The organism is Candidatus Poriferisodalis sp. (assembly GCF_965208895.1).
In the GTDB taxonomy this organism is placed as follows: domain Bacteria; phylum Actinomycetota; class Acidimicrobiia; order Acidimicrobiales; family Poriferisodalaceae; genus Poriferisodalis.
Map to the genome: position 1 here is coordinate 3,725,831 of NZ_OZ242363.1, position 12,566 is coordinate 3,738,396.

Consider the following 12,566-nt stretch of genomic DNA (forward strand, 5'->3'; position numbering starts at 1 on the left):
CGAGCACGGTGGGGCGGGACGGGAGCAGGCGTTATGGCAGACACAGCGAATCGGGTGCGCAGCGCACGCCTTGAGGTGCGCTTGACGCCTGACGAGCGTCGGCTCATCGACGACGCAGTGGCCGCCACGGGTGTGCTGCTGAGCGATTTCGTGTTGAGCAGCCTGCGCATCGCGGCACATGACGCGCTGGCGGACCGGACTGAGTTCGCGCTCGATGACGACGGTCGTCGTGCGTGGGACGAGCTGAACCGGCGGCCCGCCCGCGAGCTCGCCGGCCTGCGGTCGCTCATGTCGCGCCCGTCGCCGTTCGTCGAAGAGTGACGGCCCGGTACCGGTCGCCTCGCCTGCTGGAATCTGCGGACGACGTTTCGGGCTTCGACTGCCGATCCGCTGCGCAGACGCGGTGGCTTCGACGTTTCGGCCGTCAGGCCCATGCGACCGGCACGACACGGGTGTTCGTGGTCACGCCCGTCGACAGCGCCGAGGTGGTCGCTTACTACGCCTGGTGCATGGCGAGCATTTCCCCCAGCGACGCTCCCGACCGGCTGCGCGCCGGTGCCGGCAAGTATCCGCAGCCGGTCGCCTTGCTCGCGCGCCTCGGCGTGTCGACCAGCCACGAGGGGCAGGGACTGGGGGCAGGACTCCTGGCAGACGTCATGAGGCGAGCGTCGGCTGCGGGACGGACTGTCGGCTGCAGGGGCCTGCTGGTGCACGCCGAATCCGACGACGCCCGAGCCTTCTGCCTGCATCTGATCCCTGAGTTCGAGCCCTCCCCGACTGACCCCCTGCATCTGCTCCTGACGATGCAAGACATCCGCCGCACGGGTTCCGCGTCGGGATAGGTGGCGATCAAGTGGAGGTTGCCGCCTGCGGCACTCACGAACGAGCGCAGCGTCGACAGCAGCGCGCTGATCTGCGTCAGAGCTTGATGCGGTGCCCGGCGACGTCGAATGCCGATGCGACCTCGGCACCCAACAGGGTCTACTTCAAGTTGCGGGGCTATCGGTAGGCCTTGTCTCGCTTGGCCACCGTCACTACCAGCACTCGCAGAGATTCGTCCTGGAGGTCGCATATGACCCGGTAGTCGCCCACGCGGTAGCGCCACAGCTTGCCCAGGTGCCCGGTGAGCATGCGGCCGGCATGTCGCGGGTCTCCAGATCCGACACGTCCGTCCATGTAGTCCATGATCCGACGCGCCGCAGTCGTGTCGAGCTTGCGCAGCTGACCCTTGGCCGTGTCGGTGTACTCAACCGTCCAGGCCAAGTGACTTCCTTACGGCATCGGCCGCATGAGTCCGCTCTTGGCCCTTGCGAAGACGTTCGAGCACGTCTGCCGCCAAGTAGTAGTCCTCGATGTCTTCTAGGCCACGATCAATGATCTCCCGAAGGTAGAAAGCCTTCGTTCGTCCGGTGAGCGACGCCAGGCGGTCGAGCCGTTGCTCGACCTGAGGTTCAAGCCGGATGGACGTCGGCATGTCGGGCACCTCCGATCGCGACAGCGAATGACTATCTGTATTCAACATATCGCACTTGCGACTGGTCACCGCCACGAGTCAGGATCGCGCGCGACTCGTGTCTGAGTGTCGCCGAACGGGGCGGCGGTCACTTGGACTTGTGGCGTCCGGGGTGGCCGAGGCGCAGGATGCAGCGGGCCTGCGCTCGGGGCATCCATTCGTTGCATCGGGGATTCAGTGGTCGGCGTTTCGCGATGTGCGAGGGCGGCACGCGGAATGGTTCAGCGGACTCGGGGCCGTGCGGCGCATTCGCTTCGTCGGTGGCTTGCCGCACTCCGGCAATGAAGTCGCTGTCGGCGTTGTGGCCGAACCGGTAGCTGCCGTCGTCGTCGATGCTGACGAGTTCGAGGTTCAGCAGTCGGATGCGCAGGTCGTGAAGGCTGTTCGGCAGCCGGCCGAGGTCGGCGGCGATGGCGCGAGCCGATGCGCTCCCGCCTTGGCGTGAGATGCTGAGCAGCATTCTTCGTTCTGCTTCGCTCAGCGAGGCCCAGGCTGGCTGATGCACTCGTTCGTCCATGGTCTCGCGGGTGAGTTCGACGGCGGCGTGCGCGTGATGGGTTTCGATGGTGCGGGCGGGCGCGTCGGCCAGCCGCCAGGCATTCGCTCCGAGAAGCTGCATCTGGTACGGAAGGCCAGAGGCCGCGGTGAGCAGCGTCTCGGCCGCGTCATTGGTGACGTATCCGCCGGCGTCGGCGATCGTGGTTCGAAGGAACGTCTCGATTTCGCTGCGTCGAAGCGGTTCCATGCCGTGCCGCGGGACGCGATGGAAGAAGGTGATCCGCTTGTCGGCCAAGATCGTGTTCTTGACGTCGAGCAGTCCGGCGCCGAGGAACGCCACCGGCAGCCTGCCGGTCATGGTGACGTGCTGCAGGTCGGCTGCGAGCCTGCGGATGTCGTCGCGTTCGGCGCTGTGAAGTTCGTCGGCCGCGATCAGCACACCGGTGCCTGCGGCGGCGGCGTGACGGCCGAGATGGGTCAGCAGCCGGCGTGTGTCCCATCGGGTGTCGATCCGGCGGACGGTCTCGCGGCGCATGCTCAAGCTCCCGAAGCCCAGCCGCGTCGCCTTCGAGACGGTTGTCGTGCGGTCGCGCAGATCGGCGACAGTCTCGGCCTCCTCGCTGATCGCATCGATCTCTGACCTGATGCGGTCGGCGATGCGTGCAGTGCTCGCGTCGACGCTCACGACGAGCCAGCCCGAGCTGCGGGCGCTGTCGGCGATGAGGGCCAGGGTGACGGTCTTGCCCGAGCCGCGGCTTCCCAGCAGCAGCGAGATGTAGCGGTCGTCGCTCGGGCCGCTCCGCAGGCCGTCGACGATCTCGGAGACAGCTCGATCGCGCCCTACGAAGACATGGGGCGCTCGGCCGAACCCTGGCGTGAACAGGCTCATCGATGCGGCAGGCGGCAGCGTGAGATCGAACTCTCGGTTCACATACACAATCTAGTTGCATAATGCACAACCTCATGCCACAAATCATGTTCTCGTGCCACAAACTCTTCGGCTGGGGCAGCGCCGCCGCGTCGATGTCTGCACGAGCGTGCCTCGTCACGCGGCACGCGCCACCCTGCGTCCGATGACAGCGGCCGGTGTGATGGGTGTTGCTCTCCCGACCGATCAGCTGGTGGCTGATGTCGGAGCGGCTGGCTCGGCCGGCTCGTTGCCGACGAGGAGATGGACGGGTTCTGCGTCGGGGTAGGTGGCGATTAAGTGGAGGTCGCCGCCTGTGGCTCGGACGAACGAACGCAGTGTCGACAGGAGCATGTTGCTGCGGTGTTCCAGTCGGGAGACCTCCGATTGATCCATGTGCAGCTGCTCAGCGATGTGCTGCTGTGTCAGGGTGCGGGCCTTGCGCACCTGCGCCAGCGTGGCCTGGTGCTGGTCGATCTGGTCTCGTAGCGTCTCGTAGCGCGCTCGGGCTTCGGGGTGGGTTCGGATTCGTTCGAGCACCGGCCCCAGCGAGAGGTCCCGTGCCCATGCGTCTGGCGGCACATCATCGAGGCCCGCCGTGTCCACGGGATGCCGTTGCAGTCGATCGATGTCGTTCACAGTGTCCTTCCTGAATCATCGCATGGCACTCAGGATCGCCGAGGTTCCTGCCATTGCGCTCCAGCGCTGCCGGCGATGTCACGCCCGGAGGTTGTGTGCGCGTGCTGCGGGTGTGCCTGCGATGGCGGATGGGTGCGTGAGTGCGCCTGCACCGCTTGTGTCTGTTGGCTATCGCTGTAGCCATCCCTGCCAATTGCTCACGTACCGTTGCACGCTCTCCTTGGTGCAGTCAGCCATCAACTCGTCTGCTTCGAGTTTCGGGGTGCCATCGAGGCACATGCCCATGAGGGTCTCGTTGGGCACCGAAGGGTCACGGTCGTTGCAAAGACACCAAAGCGCGTAGCGGCCTACACGCCTCTTGCACTCCGTCGCACTCGGCGGCGAAAGCTTCAATCTTCGAGTCCCACTCACCGCCGAACTGCCTGCGGTGACGCTCCCACCAAGACACGAGCGAAGCCTATTGCCAAGGCTCTGATGCGGTGGAGTTCTACGGCGTTGAGCGACATGGTGCGCTCGATGTCGGGATTGCTTTGGCGACGGCATGTTAACAACTGTTGTCAACACAGGCAGACTGGCTGTGTGAGGCTGCCGGGGCCTGCTGGTGCACGCCGAATCCGACGACGCCCGAGCGTTCTGCCTGCATCTGATCCCGGGGTTCGAGCCGTCCCCGACCGACCCCCTGCATCTGCTCCTGATGATGAAAGACATCCGCCGCACGGGTTCTGCGTCGGGGTAGGTGGCGATCAGGTGGAGGTCGCCGCCTGTGGCACTCACGAACGAGCGCAGTGTCGACAGCAGCGCTCTTGACTGCTCTCAGCGTCACGCCGCCGAGCTCGCGAGACAGCCTGCGTGGATGCCCGCTTCCGGGCGCGTGCGGGTGCTCATGAGTGGTATCGCGATATTATGATCTCATGACAAGACAGACGACGGTCCGGCTGCCGGACGATCTGGCGCAGGAGGCTGAGGTTGTCGCCCGGGTCCAGGGTTCGAGCATGAATCAGCTCATTGTCGACTCGTTGCGCGCCGAGATCGGGCGGGTACGCGCAGACGACGACTTCACGTCCACGGCCAAACGTCTGCTTGAGAGAGATCGCGAGCTGCTTGAGCGGCTCGCGCGGTGACCCGGTATCTGAGCATCGCTGAGTACTTCTGGCTTGCCGAGCAGGTCACCGGAATTCGGGCTGAAGAGCTGTCCGATTGCTCGTGTCGAATTGGCGGATTCGGCGCTGCACGCCCCGCAAGCGAGCTTTGGCGGGACGGACTTCTACTCGGACTTGATGGACAAGGCAGCGGTGCTCTGCTGGCGCTTGGCGCGCAACCATCCGCTGCCAGATGGCAACAAGCGAGCAGCTTGGGCAGCACTCGTCATGTTCATCGATCTCAATGGCGGACGCTGGGATCCCGATCCACCAGATGTAGACGACGCAGAGCACACAATGCTCGCCGTGGCAGCCGGCGACATCGACGAGGACTCCCTCGCAGGGTGGCTCCGCGAGCGGGTCACATTCGCCTGAGCAAAGGGGCTGCGCGGGGTCACGGAGCGCGAGATCGGTGCAGCGCTCTCAGCGCGAGACTACGCAGAACTCCGAGCCTTCAGGGTCAGCCATGACGGTTGCCCGTAAGCCCAAGTGCCCGGCGGTCTCCTCCGCAGCGGCACAAGCATGCTCGCGCCCAATGCCACAAGGCGCGCAACCTCGGTGCCCATGTCACCGGTGAACAGGTCCAGATGCGCCCGTAGATCGACGGCCGCCGGACCCTCGAGGGAAAGGCTGCGGTGTGCGCCCGACTGCGGCCCGACACGAACCGGTTCGCCGGTCCCGCCCAGTCCGCCTACCCAGCACTGCGCAGCCCGAGCCATCGCGTCGCCCGCCTCGGCGCCGAACTCCGACGCGAACTCGACCGGCTGGTCGCATCCGCCGCGCCCGTGGCCGTGTCGCGTCTGGGATGCGGTTGGCGACCTGACAAAGTTTTGGACGAAAGGGAAGATACCGCATATTATTCATGGGAATCCATGAATGCGACACCATATGTACTCTGTGACGGCACTTCTACGTCAGCGTTTCGCGCCCGAAATAAGGTGGAGATTACCTTTAATGACGGCAGGACGCTAACTCTGTGGCCCCATCGAGAGACTCCGTGGCACTGGTACCGTTGCAGTGTGTAGACTAGTCTGCGCGTTCCGCCGCTTCTTCACAAGGCGTATCCTTGAGGACGACGGGTACCCTCACGAACATCTCTCGGCCCATATTCGGGCGATTGCATCATTGCCAGGGCCGACTGAGGGATTTGTGGCGCTGTGGGCCGGTGAAGATGGTCATTCGGAAGAGCAATTCATCGAAACTCCGACTATGGGCCTTCCCGCGAGTGACACCAATAACTCGCTTCTGCTCTGTCCACCCTCGCCTGGCTCCTACAATATGCTCAGACGGGCGCTGTATTTGTGTCTTGACGCGTTTCGCGCCAATCCTGCTGGTATGCTCGTGGAATTATGGGCCGAGGCTGACGACATATCCAATGACCCGATGCCGCCGGAAGAAGAGCCAATTGGACTCACTGCCGGGGCTCGTCGCCAGATTGACAGCGACACGTTTGTCGACGGCACGATAACCGTTCGCCGATACAAATATCCAGAGTTGCTGGCCGCGATGTGAGCGGGATCTCCAGTCCAATTGTGCGGCGTCGCGGTCCCGGTGTCGACTGCGTCGCCCACGCATGCACGCGGTGGGATCGGGCGCGCTGCGCTTCTCCTATTCGGCGGCGGTAACAGCCCGCTCGTTGTCGTGCGCCTCGACATTAGCGATCCGGCTGTGGTCGCCCACGGTGATATGCAAATGCATACTTGGTTGCTGTTTATATGTGCATGTAGTTATGAGCCTGGGCGGCGCGCGGCCGTGGACCCGCCAGCAGCAGGCTTGGGGCACCTTGGCGACCTTCTTCGCGTCAACGTGGGTCTGGTCGTCAGCGGGAGACGACGCAGAACTCGGAACCCTCCGGGTCAGCCATGACGGTCGCCCGGAATCCCAAGTGCCCGGCGGTCTCCTCCGCGGCCGGCACCAGCACGCTCGCGCCCAATGCCACCAGGCGGGCAACTTCGCTGTCCATGTCACCGGTGAACAGGTCCAGATGCGCCCGCAGCTTTGCTGTCTTGGCCTCGGGCACTCGCTGGATGGTCAGGTGGTTGAGCATGCGACTGCTCCCGCCCCCATCGGACAGCGTGATGTACGGGCGGCCGTCGCCGACTCGTCGTGCGAAGCCGAGCGCTGCCTGCCAGAAGTCGGCGATGCGCTCGGGGTCGGCGCAGTCGATCGTCACGCCCACCGCCCGCAGCTGTGGGCCAGCCTCCGCAGCGCCGCCAGTCGTCTCAGGGGCAGATTCGCTCATGGCAGCGGAACCTACTGCACCCGCTCGGTGCCCTCAGCGGCGGGCAACCCAGGATCGCAGACGAAGCGGATGGCCGGAATCTTGAGTTCCTCCAGCGACACCGAGCAGCTCACGACCCAATAGGGATCAAGCAGCGGCTGCCCCCAAGCGCCGGCGTCGAACGCGTCGATTCGGGCGGCGAGCCGCTCGACCCGCGACGGATCGTGATGGGTCTCGACCTGCACGAGCCGGAGCCCCAAGGGCGTGTGCGCCAGGTTCATCGAGCCGACGTGTTGGAGGTCGCCGACTGACAGCGGATCAGGGTCGAGCGCACTCAGCACAAGCATCGGCCCCGCACCGTTGCGAGCGGCTGTGGCGCTGTGGGCCTCGCCGGCCGGGGCGACAGCCAGATCGACACCGTTGTAGTGGCGGCGCATCGCGACCTCGGCTGGCCGCGCAGGAAAGCCCAGCTGTGACCGCAAGCCGGCGACAGCATCGTCGGTGGATGCAGCTGCGCCCACGCAGAACGTCCGGGCGCGTGCACCGCTGCGACACACGATGCGGACGAACGCTGCGCTGAACGCCCCCCACGGGCTCTCGGACACGTCCCATGCCTCCAGCGACATGGCTGGCGGCACGATGGGGTGCAGCCCCGGCGGCAGCACGGCTTCACGCGCCGGGCGCCGCAACTCAGCGACCAACGACAGGCTGGTCACCCCGGCGAGCCGGACCGGCTCGGAGCTGAATGCGGAGATCTGCGGCGCATCCGCGGCCAGCTCGTCGACTGAAGCAGTCCCCGAGATCATCGGCTCGCCCCCGCTGCTGCTGTCGACGGCTCGGCCGCGCCAGTTGAGCCGACATCGGGCACGGTGGTCGGCGCCTCCACTCGGGCTGCCCGCTCGGCCGGAGTCTGGAACTGCGGGATCACCTCGGTGGCGAACAGCCGCAGGCTGTCGAGGACCTGCTCCTGGGGGATCATCTCCATGGCGTTGAGCAGGAAATTGATGCCGCCGACCCCGACGTCCTCCCACTTGCGGATCGTCCGCACGAGATGGTCGGGATCGCCGATGCCGACGCCTTCGGGCAGGCCTTTGGCCACGCTCGGATCATCGGCCGCCGCGTTGCCATTGGGGGTGCCGCGGCTGCGCAACGCTGCGCCCGCGTTGCCGAGCGTCTGATACGCCCGTGTCGGGTACGCCTCACGGGTGAAATACAGGTGCGCGTTCGACATGGAAAACGCGCCCACCATCGGCAGGCCCAGCGCCGCTGCCTGGCGGTAGTCCTCGTGGCAGTACAAGAAGTTGAGCGTGTGAACCTGGTCGTTCACGAAGCTGCCGACCGGATCGCAATCGGCAATCCGGCGGTGATACTCGGCAGTGCGCCGTTCCTGCTCGGCGAACGGCGCAGCGCTCACGCCCAAGCAGCCCAGTCCCCGCTCGGCAGCGTCCAGCTCGGTGCCGGGCGTGGTGACCGTCACCCACATCGGCGGATGCGGCTCCTGGAACGGCTTGGGGATGACATTGCGCGCCGGCATCTCGAAGCGGGCACCCTCCCAGCCGAAGTCGTCTTGCGTCCACATCTGGGGGATCACCCGAACGAACTCGTCCCACGTCTTCTTGGTGTCGTCGGGGTCCGCGCAGAACCCGCCGAGCTCGGTCCACGTGCTCGACCGAGCGGTGCCCAGCTCCAGGCGACCGCCCGAGATGATGTCGAGCGCTGCGGCCCGCTCGGCCACCCGGATCGGATTGTTCATCTCGGGCACGCACACCACCGCGCCGTGACCCACCCGGATGCGCTGGGTCTGCGCAGCAACCGCCGTCAGGAACACCTCGGGAGCGGGACAGTGCGAGTATTCCTCCAAGAAGTGATGCTCCACCGCCCACACGTGGTCGAACCCCAGCTCGTCGGCCGCCCGGCACTGCTCGAGCGCGTTGTGGTACGTCAGCCACTCGTTGACCCGGCTGAACGGCCGCGGCACCGACAACTCGTAGAAGATCCCGAATTTCATCGTGCTGTTCTAGCCCAGCAGCGTCAACCGTCGTCGGCCCGCTGACCGCTGCCCTCGACCCCAGGCGACGTTGCAGCTCTCGATGCAAACAAGGCCGATGTCGAGAGACCGAGTCTTCATGCACCGGTTGCGTGTGAAGGGAATAAAATAAAATAAAATAGACTGACACTAATCTAAAGCTGTATCACTAGACGAATGGCACTTCCGGTCTCGAGGTTTCCTGCCCTGAAGCCCGACCGTGTGCTTCGACTGCTCCGACAGGTCGGCTATCAGAAAGTCCGCCAGAGAGGCTCGCATATCTTGTTGCGGGCAGAAGGAAGACAAACGATCACCCTCTCGATGCACAAGGGCAGGACGGTGAAGCCCAAGCACCTGCGGGCGATGCTGGTCGAGAGGGTGGGGCTGACCGAGGACGAGATCGAGGCGTTACTCTGAATTTCCCAACGGAGGGCATGGCATGGCGCAGGTCGTGATCACCCGAGACGACGACGGAAGCGGAGATTGGCTAGCCGAAGGCGACATCGGTGAATCCGCTTATTTCGCCAACGCCGCCACGCTCGCTGAACTTGAAGCATTGATTCAGGAAGCCGGAGAACTGCTCGGCGTTGACCCCGAGGTTGTCGTCTCGCCGGAAACCACGGTCGGCACCGTCACAGCCTGATCCTGGCTGACCTGGGCGGCCGCGTCGCTCAGACGTCGATGCGATACAGCTCTGCGGCGTTGAGCGAGGCGTTCTGCCCGTACTCCGAGCAGCGTGCGCACTTGGATTGCGCCGCGTCGGTGTCTGGCACGCCTCGAAGCGGTGGGAACGAGGCGCGTAAGGTGCGAGGGCGCATCCGGCGGTGCCAGAGAATCGGCGAGGAGCCATGACTCAGCAACCTTCGACGGAACGCAATCCCGTCCACCACTTCGTGCTGGTCACCGACGGGCTTGACCTGCTCGACGACGACAATCTCGCAACGCTCTACGAGGCGGGTTGCACCGATGCCAGCATCGGCCACCGCACCGTCGAGTTTGACCGCGAAGCCCCGACTCGCTGGGACGCCATCCAGCAGGCAATTCGAGACGTGAGCGCGGTTTCAGGATTGCGGGTTGTTGATGTTCGCGACGGCATGGACGCCATACCCGCTGCGCCGACAGATCACGCGCTCGCATAACACTCACGGCCGGTTGCGCTCCCGCTGTCCCGCCACGCGGCATGCGTCTCCTGAGAGCCGTTGCTGACCCTTCAGGTCTTATTGCGCTGACAAGTGTGGTCATATGAGTGCTGGCGCCGTGTCCGTTTCCGAGTTGAAGGCGAATCTGTCGCGCTATCTGCGCGAAGTGCGACGAGGCGGCGAGATACAGGTGACTGATCGCGGCACGCCTGTCGCAAGGCTCGTGCCGCCCGCTGAGCCCGAGGACAAGCACCTGAGCCGTTTGATCACCTCGGGTGTGCTTCGGGCCGGACACGGAGATGCCGCGGACGTGCTCGACGAGCCTCCCTTGCAGGTCCCGGCCGGCCTCACCGAAGCGTTGGCCGCCGAGAGAGAGGATCGTGTGTGAGGTATTGGGACACCTCGGCGCTGGCGCCGCTCGTGGTTTCCGAGGCGACGTCTGAGGTGGTGCGGTCGTGGCTGGGCGAGGACAGTGTCATCGCGACGTGGGCATGGACGCGTGTCGAGATCGCAAGCGCCACCGAGCGGCGAGCGCGTGAGGGCGATCTCTCGCGGGAGCAGCGCCGCGCCGTCATGAGCCGCTTGGACGCATTCAGCGCGACATGGCACGAAGTGGTCGAGGTGCTGGCCGTGCGGTCGCGTGCGACGTCGGTGCTGGCACGGCATCGGCTTCGCGCTGCCGACGCCGCCCAACTCGGCGCCGCATTGCATGTTCAAGACCAACTCGGTGCCCCGTTGCAGTTCGTGAGCCTGGACCAACGCCTCACCGAAGCAGCCGAACGCGAAGGACTCGCCGTCGTCCCCGGCTGACCAGGGAACCTCAGACACTCCCCGAGAACGGCTATCTGCGGTTCGGCTTCGCTCCGTCGCGGGCTCAACGACACGCCAACAAGGTGGGGGGCCGCGTGCCAATCAACTAAAGTCGCATCTGAGCAAGATCCGATGTCCCGGGACATCACCAATAGCCACTATCGACGCCATCGCTATAGCCGTAGTCACTTACATACCAATGATCATCGTCAATACCATCCTCGAAATCGTCGTCGCTGACGTAACGAAACCAGTCGGCAGACCAATCCGCCTTCTCGCGTCGTAATTCTCCCTGCGCGCGCCAGTACTCCGATAGCTCCAGCTCGTCATAGCCGTCATCGAGCGGCTCGGATGGCGCGCCTGAAGCGCCCTTCCGGAGTTCATTTGATGCGATGCCAGACCGCGTCGGCAGAAATCCGAAGTTCCCAGATTCCAAATGAGCCGCAACTGCCGATACCTCGTCAACGCCCACAACTGGCATTCGCACCCGCGCGAAATCAGATATCATTTCTCCAAACTTGGGACGAACAATTGGAGGCCCACGATCAATTATCTGCGCGACGACGAGACGAATGTCTCCATTAGCTAATGGCGCGTAGTGGAGTACGCTCACCGTTGCGTTCACCCGTGTTCGATGAACGAACAGATCACCCTGGGCCGTCAATACGTTGACACCTGTTATCTTGCCGCTCCAAACCGCCTGTAATGATTGGCTCCAGCAGATTGCCCGAGTCCCATCGGCCGAATCGAAGTACCAACCTTCAGGTCGGCAGATCTCAGCCAATGAATGCTCACGACTCGCCATCACGACGCGACATTGGAATTCTCGTGTTCTATGTGCACCGAGATGTGCTTGGACATTCAGCTGGCTACCAACCTGGAACTTAGCGGCGAGTCGTATTGCCCATTCTCCCCAAGGTAAGCGAATACACCTTCCCATTGTGGCGTCATTCATGTGGAATTCACTTGAGATGGGCCGACTTCAGCGAGCACCGCCGATAGTTTATCGCATGCTGGTCACGCCTATTGGATGTCAACGGCCCCAATCGCCATTCGTGCCGTTCGTCGCTCACAGCGGTTTCACCCTGAGCCATCCGACGACGTCTCGGCTTCTCCTAGTGATGACTAACGCCGACGTCGTAACCGTGTCGGAATCAAACACCGGCGGGCCAGCCATCTTGAGATCTGGCCACACTTCATACAGCGCTGACTGGAGCGCTCCCTTCGGGGAGTTGCTGCTGACCTCCGCACTGTCGTTCGAGATGTGCTCGCGGCCATTGATCGTCTCCCGGCGTATCAGGCTGGCCTCCCATCTCATGATTCCATTCGGTGCCATGTTTCCTCCCAACGAGTCAGGGTCCTTGAGTGCGCACCCTACGGCGGTGTATCGGTACGAGCCGAGTGCGGCGCCCAAGGTCACAGTGGTACGGTCGCTGCCGTCGTCTGTGTGACGGGTGCCGTCAGAGTGTCGCCTCGTCGGCCTCGTTGCGGCGCTTGCCCTGTTGGCTAGCCGTGCCGTTGACACGCCGACGACGACATCGAGGCACCTATAGACGAGCGCCGTGCGCGACTGGGCGGCCCGCCCTGCAGGTAGCTCGCCTGCGCGAGTGATCGGTACGAACGGGCCCCGGGGAAGCCCACTACTCCGTGGGGTAGCTACTCTGACTCGATGTA

19 protein-coding genes and 1 pseudogene are annotated in these 12,566 nt (G+C 64.3%); 11 read left to right on the top strand and 9 right to left on the bottom strand.

Features of this window, described 5'->3' with window-relative positions; all coding sequences use genetic code 11:
- The first annotated feature begins 33 nt into the window (after positions 1–33).
- Positions 34–321 (top strand): DUF1778 domain-containing protein, encoded by a 288-nt coding sequence (locus ACOGJB_RS16690; protein WP_419838211.1) that lies wholly within the window; start codon positions 34–36, stop codon positions 319–321.
- Positions 318–842, top strand: a complete 525-nt coding sequence (locus tag ACOGJB_RS16695; RefSeq protein ID WP_419838212.1) for an N-acetyltransferase — start codon at positions 318–320, stop codon at positions 840–842. Before ACOGJB_RS16690 ends, ACOGJB_RS16695 begins: the two co-directional genes overlap by 4 nt.
- A gap of 157 nt (positions 843–999) precedes the next feature.
- Here ACOGJB_RS16695 and ACOGJB_RS16700 read toward each other — a convergent pair whose 3' ends face one another.
- The 4 genes from ACOGJB_RS16700 to ACOGJB_RS16715 form a co-directional block, all read right to left on the bottom strand.
- Positions 1,000–1,263 (bottom strand): type II toxin-antitoxin system RelE family toxin, encoded by a 264-nt coding sequence (locus ACOGJB_RS16700; RefSeq protein WP_419838213.1) that lies wholly within the window; start codon positions 1,261–1,263, stop codon positions 1,000–1,002.
- On the bottom strand, positions 1,247–1,474 hold the full coding sequence (locus ACOGJB_RS16705) for a CopG family transcriptional regulator (RefSeq protein WP_419838214.1): 228 nt from the start codon (positions 1,472–1,474) through the stop codon (positions 1,247–1,249). Before ACOGJB_RS16705 ends, ACOGJB_RS16700 begins: the two co-directional genes overlap by 17 nt.
- A 127-nt stretch (positions 1,475–1,601) precedes the next feature.
- Positions 1,602–2,942, bottom strand: coding sequence for an ATP-binding protein (locus ACOGJB_RS16710; protein WP_419838215.1), 1,341 nt, complete (start codon positions 2,940–2,942; stop codon positions 1,602–1,604).
- A gap of 183 nt (positions 2,943–3,125) precedes the next feature.
- Positions 3,126–3,557: an XRE family transcriptional regulator gene (locus ACOGJB_RS16715; RefSeq protein WP_419838216.1), complete on the bottom strand. Its 432-nt coding sequence runs from the start codon at positions 3,555–3,557 to the stop codon at positions 3,126–3,128.
- Between the two features lie 583 nt (positions 3,558–4,140).
- Here ACOGJB_RS16715 and ACOGJB_RS16720 point away from each other — a divergent pair.
- The 3 genes and pseudogenes from ACOGJB_RS16720 to ACOGJB_RS16730 all read left to right on the top strand — a co-directional run.
- A pseudogene (locus tag ACOGJB_RS16720) lies at positions 4,141–4,293 on the top strand (N-acetyltransferase); the annotation flags it as partial.
- 175 nt (positions 4,294–4,468) lie between these two features.
- Positions 4,469–4,678: a hypothetical protein gene (locus tag ACOGJB_RS16725; protein ID WP_419551964.1), complete on the top strand. Its 210-nt coding sequence runs from the start codon at positions 4,469–4,471 to the stop codon at positions 4,676–4,678.
- 90 nt (positions 4,679–4,768) lie between these two features.
- Complete coding sequence (locus ACOGJB_RS16730) at positions 4,769–5,071, top strand: type II toxin-antitoxin system death-on-curing family toxin (protein ID WP_419838217.1); 303 nt, start codon at positions 4,769–4,771, stop codon at positions 5,069–5,071.
- Positions 5,072–5,130: 59 nt separating this feature from the next.
- On the opposite strand, the gene ACOGJB_RS16735 is transcribed toward ACOGJB_RS16730, so the two are convergent.
- Complete coding sequence (locus tag ACOGJB_RS16735; protein WP_419838218.1) at positions 5,131–5,415, bottom strand: VOC family protein; 285 nt, start codon at positions 5,413–5,415, stop codon at positions 5,131–5,133.
- Between the two features lie 430 nt (positions 5,416–5,845).
- Here ACOGJB_RS16735 and ACOGJB_RS16740 point away from each other — a divergent pair, with 430 nt between their 5' ends.
- Entirely contained in the window at positions 5,846–6,208 is a 363-nt protein-coding gene (locus ACOGJB_RS16740; RefSeq protein ID WP_419838219.1) for a hypothetical protein, read from the top strand.
- 307 nt (positions 6,209–6,515) lie between these two features.
- Here the strand turns inward: ACOGJB_RS16740 and ACOGJB_RS16745 are convergent, their stop codons facing one another.
- Genes ACOGJB_RS16745 through ACOGJB_RS16755 form a run of 3 tightly spaced genes read right to left on the bottom strand, consistent with a single transcriptional unit; the run spans position 6,516 to position 8,925 of the window.
- Positions 6,516–6,938, bottom strand: coding sequence for a VOC family protein (locus ACOGJB_RS16745; protein ID WP_419838220.1), 423 nt, complete (start codon positions 6,936–6,938; stop codon positions 6,516–6,518).
- Between the two features lie 11 nt (positions 6,939–6,949).
- On the bottom strand, positions 6,950–7,723 hold the full coding sequence (locus tag ACOGJB_RS16750) for an acetoacetate decarboxylase family protein (protein ID WP_419838221.1): 774 nt from the start codon (positions 7,721–7,723) through the stop codon (positions 6,950–6,952).
- Positions 7,720–8,925, bottom strand: a complete 1,206-nt coding sequence (locus ACOGJB_RS16755; RefSeq protein WP_419838222.1) for an LLM class flavin-dependent oxidoreductase — start codon at positions 8,923–8,925, stop codon at positions 7,720–7,722. The genes ACOGJB_RS16750 and ACOGJB_RS16755 overlap by 4 nt, the downstream gene beginning before the upstream one ends.
- A 195-nt stretch (positions 8,926–9,120) precedes the next feature.
- Here ACOGJB_RS16755 and ACOGJB_RS16760 point away from each other — a divergent pair, with 195 nt between their 5' ends.
- The 5 genes from ACOGJB_RS16760 (at position 9,121) to ACOGJB_RS16780 (ending at position 10,892) form a co-directional block, all read left to right on the top strand.
- Positions 9,121–9,360, top strand: a complete 240-nt coding sequence (locus ACOGJB_RS16760; protein WP_419838223.1) for a type II toxin-antitoxin system HicA family toxin — start codon at positions 9,121–9,123, stop codon at positions 9,358–9,360.
- Positions 9,361–9,382: 22 nt separating this feature from the next.
- On the top strand, positions 9,383–9,586 hold the full coding sequence (locus tag ACOGJB_RS16765; protein WP_419838224.1) for a hypothetical protein: 204 nt from the start codon (positions 9,383–9,385) through the stop codon (positions 9,584–9,586).
- Positions 9,587–9,791: 205 nt separating this feature from the next.
- Complete coding sequence (locus ACOGJB_RS16770) at positions 9,792–10,082, top strand: hypothetical protein (protein WP_419838225.1); 291 nt, start codon at positions 9,792–9,794, stop codon at positions 10,080–10,082.
- A 103-nt stretch (positions 10,083–10,185) separates the two neighbouring features.
- On the top strand, positions 10,186–10,470 hold the full coding sequence (locus tag ACOGJB_RS16775; protein ID WP_419838226.1) for a type II toxin-antitoxin system Phd/YefM family antitoxin: 285 nt from the start codon (positions 10,186–10,188) through the stop codon (positions 10,468–10,470).
- Entirely contained in the window at positions 10,467–10,892 is a 426-nt protein-coding gene (locus ACOGJB_RS16780; RefSeq protein ID WP_419838227.1) for a type II toxin-antitoxin system VapC family toxin, read from the top strand. Before ACOGJB_RS16775 ends, ACOGJB_RS16780 begins: the two co-directional genes overlap by 4 nt.
- 145 nt (positions 10,893–11,037) lie before the next feature.
- On the opposite strand, the gene ACOGJB_RS16785 is transcribed toward ACOGJB_RS16780, so the two are convergent.
- On the bottom strand, positions 11,038–11,700 hold the full coding sequence (locus tag ACOGJB_RS16785) for a hypothetical protein (protein WP_419838228.1): 663 nt from the start codon (positions 11,698–11,700) through the stop codon (positions 11,038–11,040).
- Between the last annotated feature and the right edge of the window lie 866 nt (positions 11,701–12,566).

Coding starts and splice junctions, on each gene's coding strand:
- ACOGJB_RS16770 (WP_419838225.1), top strand. CDS start 9,792: ATGACTCAGCAACCTTCGACGGAACGCAATCCCGTCCACCACTTCGTG.
- ACOGJB_RS16705 (WP_419838214.1), bottom strand. CDS start 1,474: ATGCCGACGTCCATCCGGCTTGAACCTCAGGTCGAGCAACGGCTCGAC.
- ACOGJB_RS16735 (WP_419838218.1), bottom strand. CDS start 5,415: ATGGCTCGGGCTGCGCAGTGCTGGGTAGGCGGACTGGGCGGGACCGGC.
- ACOGJB_RS16765 (WP_419838224.1), top strand. CDS start 9,383: ATGGCGCAGGTCGTGATCACCCGAGACGACGACGGAAGCGGAGATTGG.
- ACOGJB_RS16760 (WP_419838223.1), top strand. CDS start 9,121: ATGGCACTTCCGGTCTCGAGGTTTCCTGCCCTGAAGCCCGACCGTGTG.
- ACOGJB_RS16725 (WP_419551964.1), top strand. CDS start 4,469: ATGACAAGACAGACGACGGTCCGGCTGCCGGACGATCTGGCGCAGGAG.
- ACOGJB_RS16755 (WP_419838222.1), bottom strand. CDS start 8,925: ATGAAATTCGGGATCTTCTACGAGTTGTCGGTGCCGCGGCCGTTCAGC.
- ACOGJB_RS16750 (WP_419838221.1), bottom strand. CDS start 7,723: ATGATCTCGGGGACTGCTTCAGTCGACGAGCTGGCCGCGGATGCGCCG.
- ACOGJB_RS16775 (WP_419838226.1), top strand. CDS start 10,186: ATGAGTGCTGGCGCCGTGTCCGTTTCCGAGTTGAAGGCGAATCTGTCG.
- ACOGJB_RS16745 (WP_419838220.1), bottom strand. CDS start 6,938: ATGAGCGAATCTGCCCCTGAGACGACTGGCGGCGCTGCGGAGGCTGGC.
- ACOGJB_RS16690 (WP_419838211.1), top strand. CDS start 34: ATGGCAGACACAGCGAATCGGGTGCGCAGCGCACGCCTTGAGGTGCGC.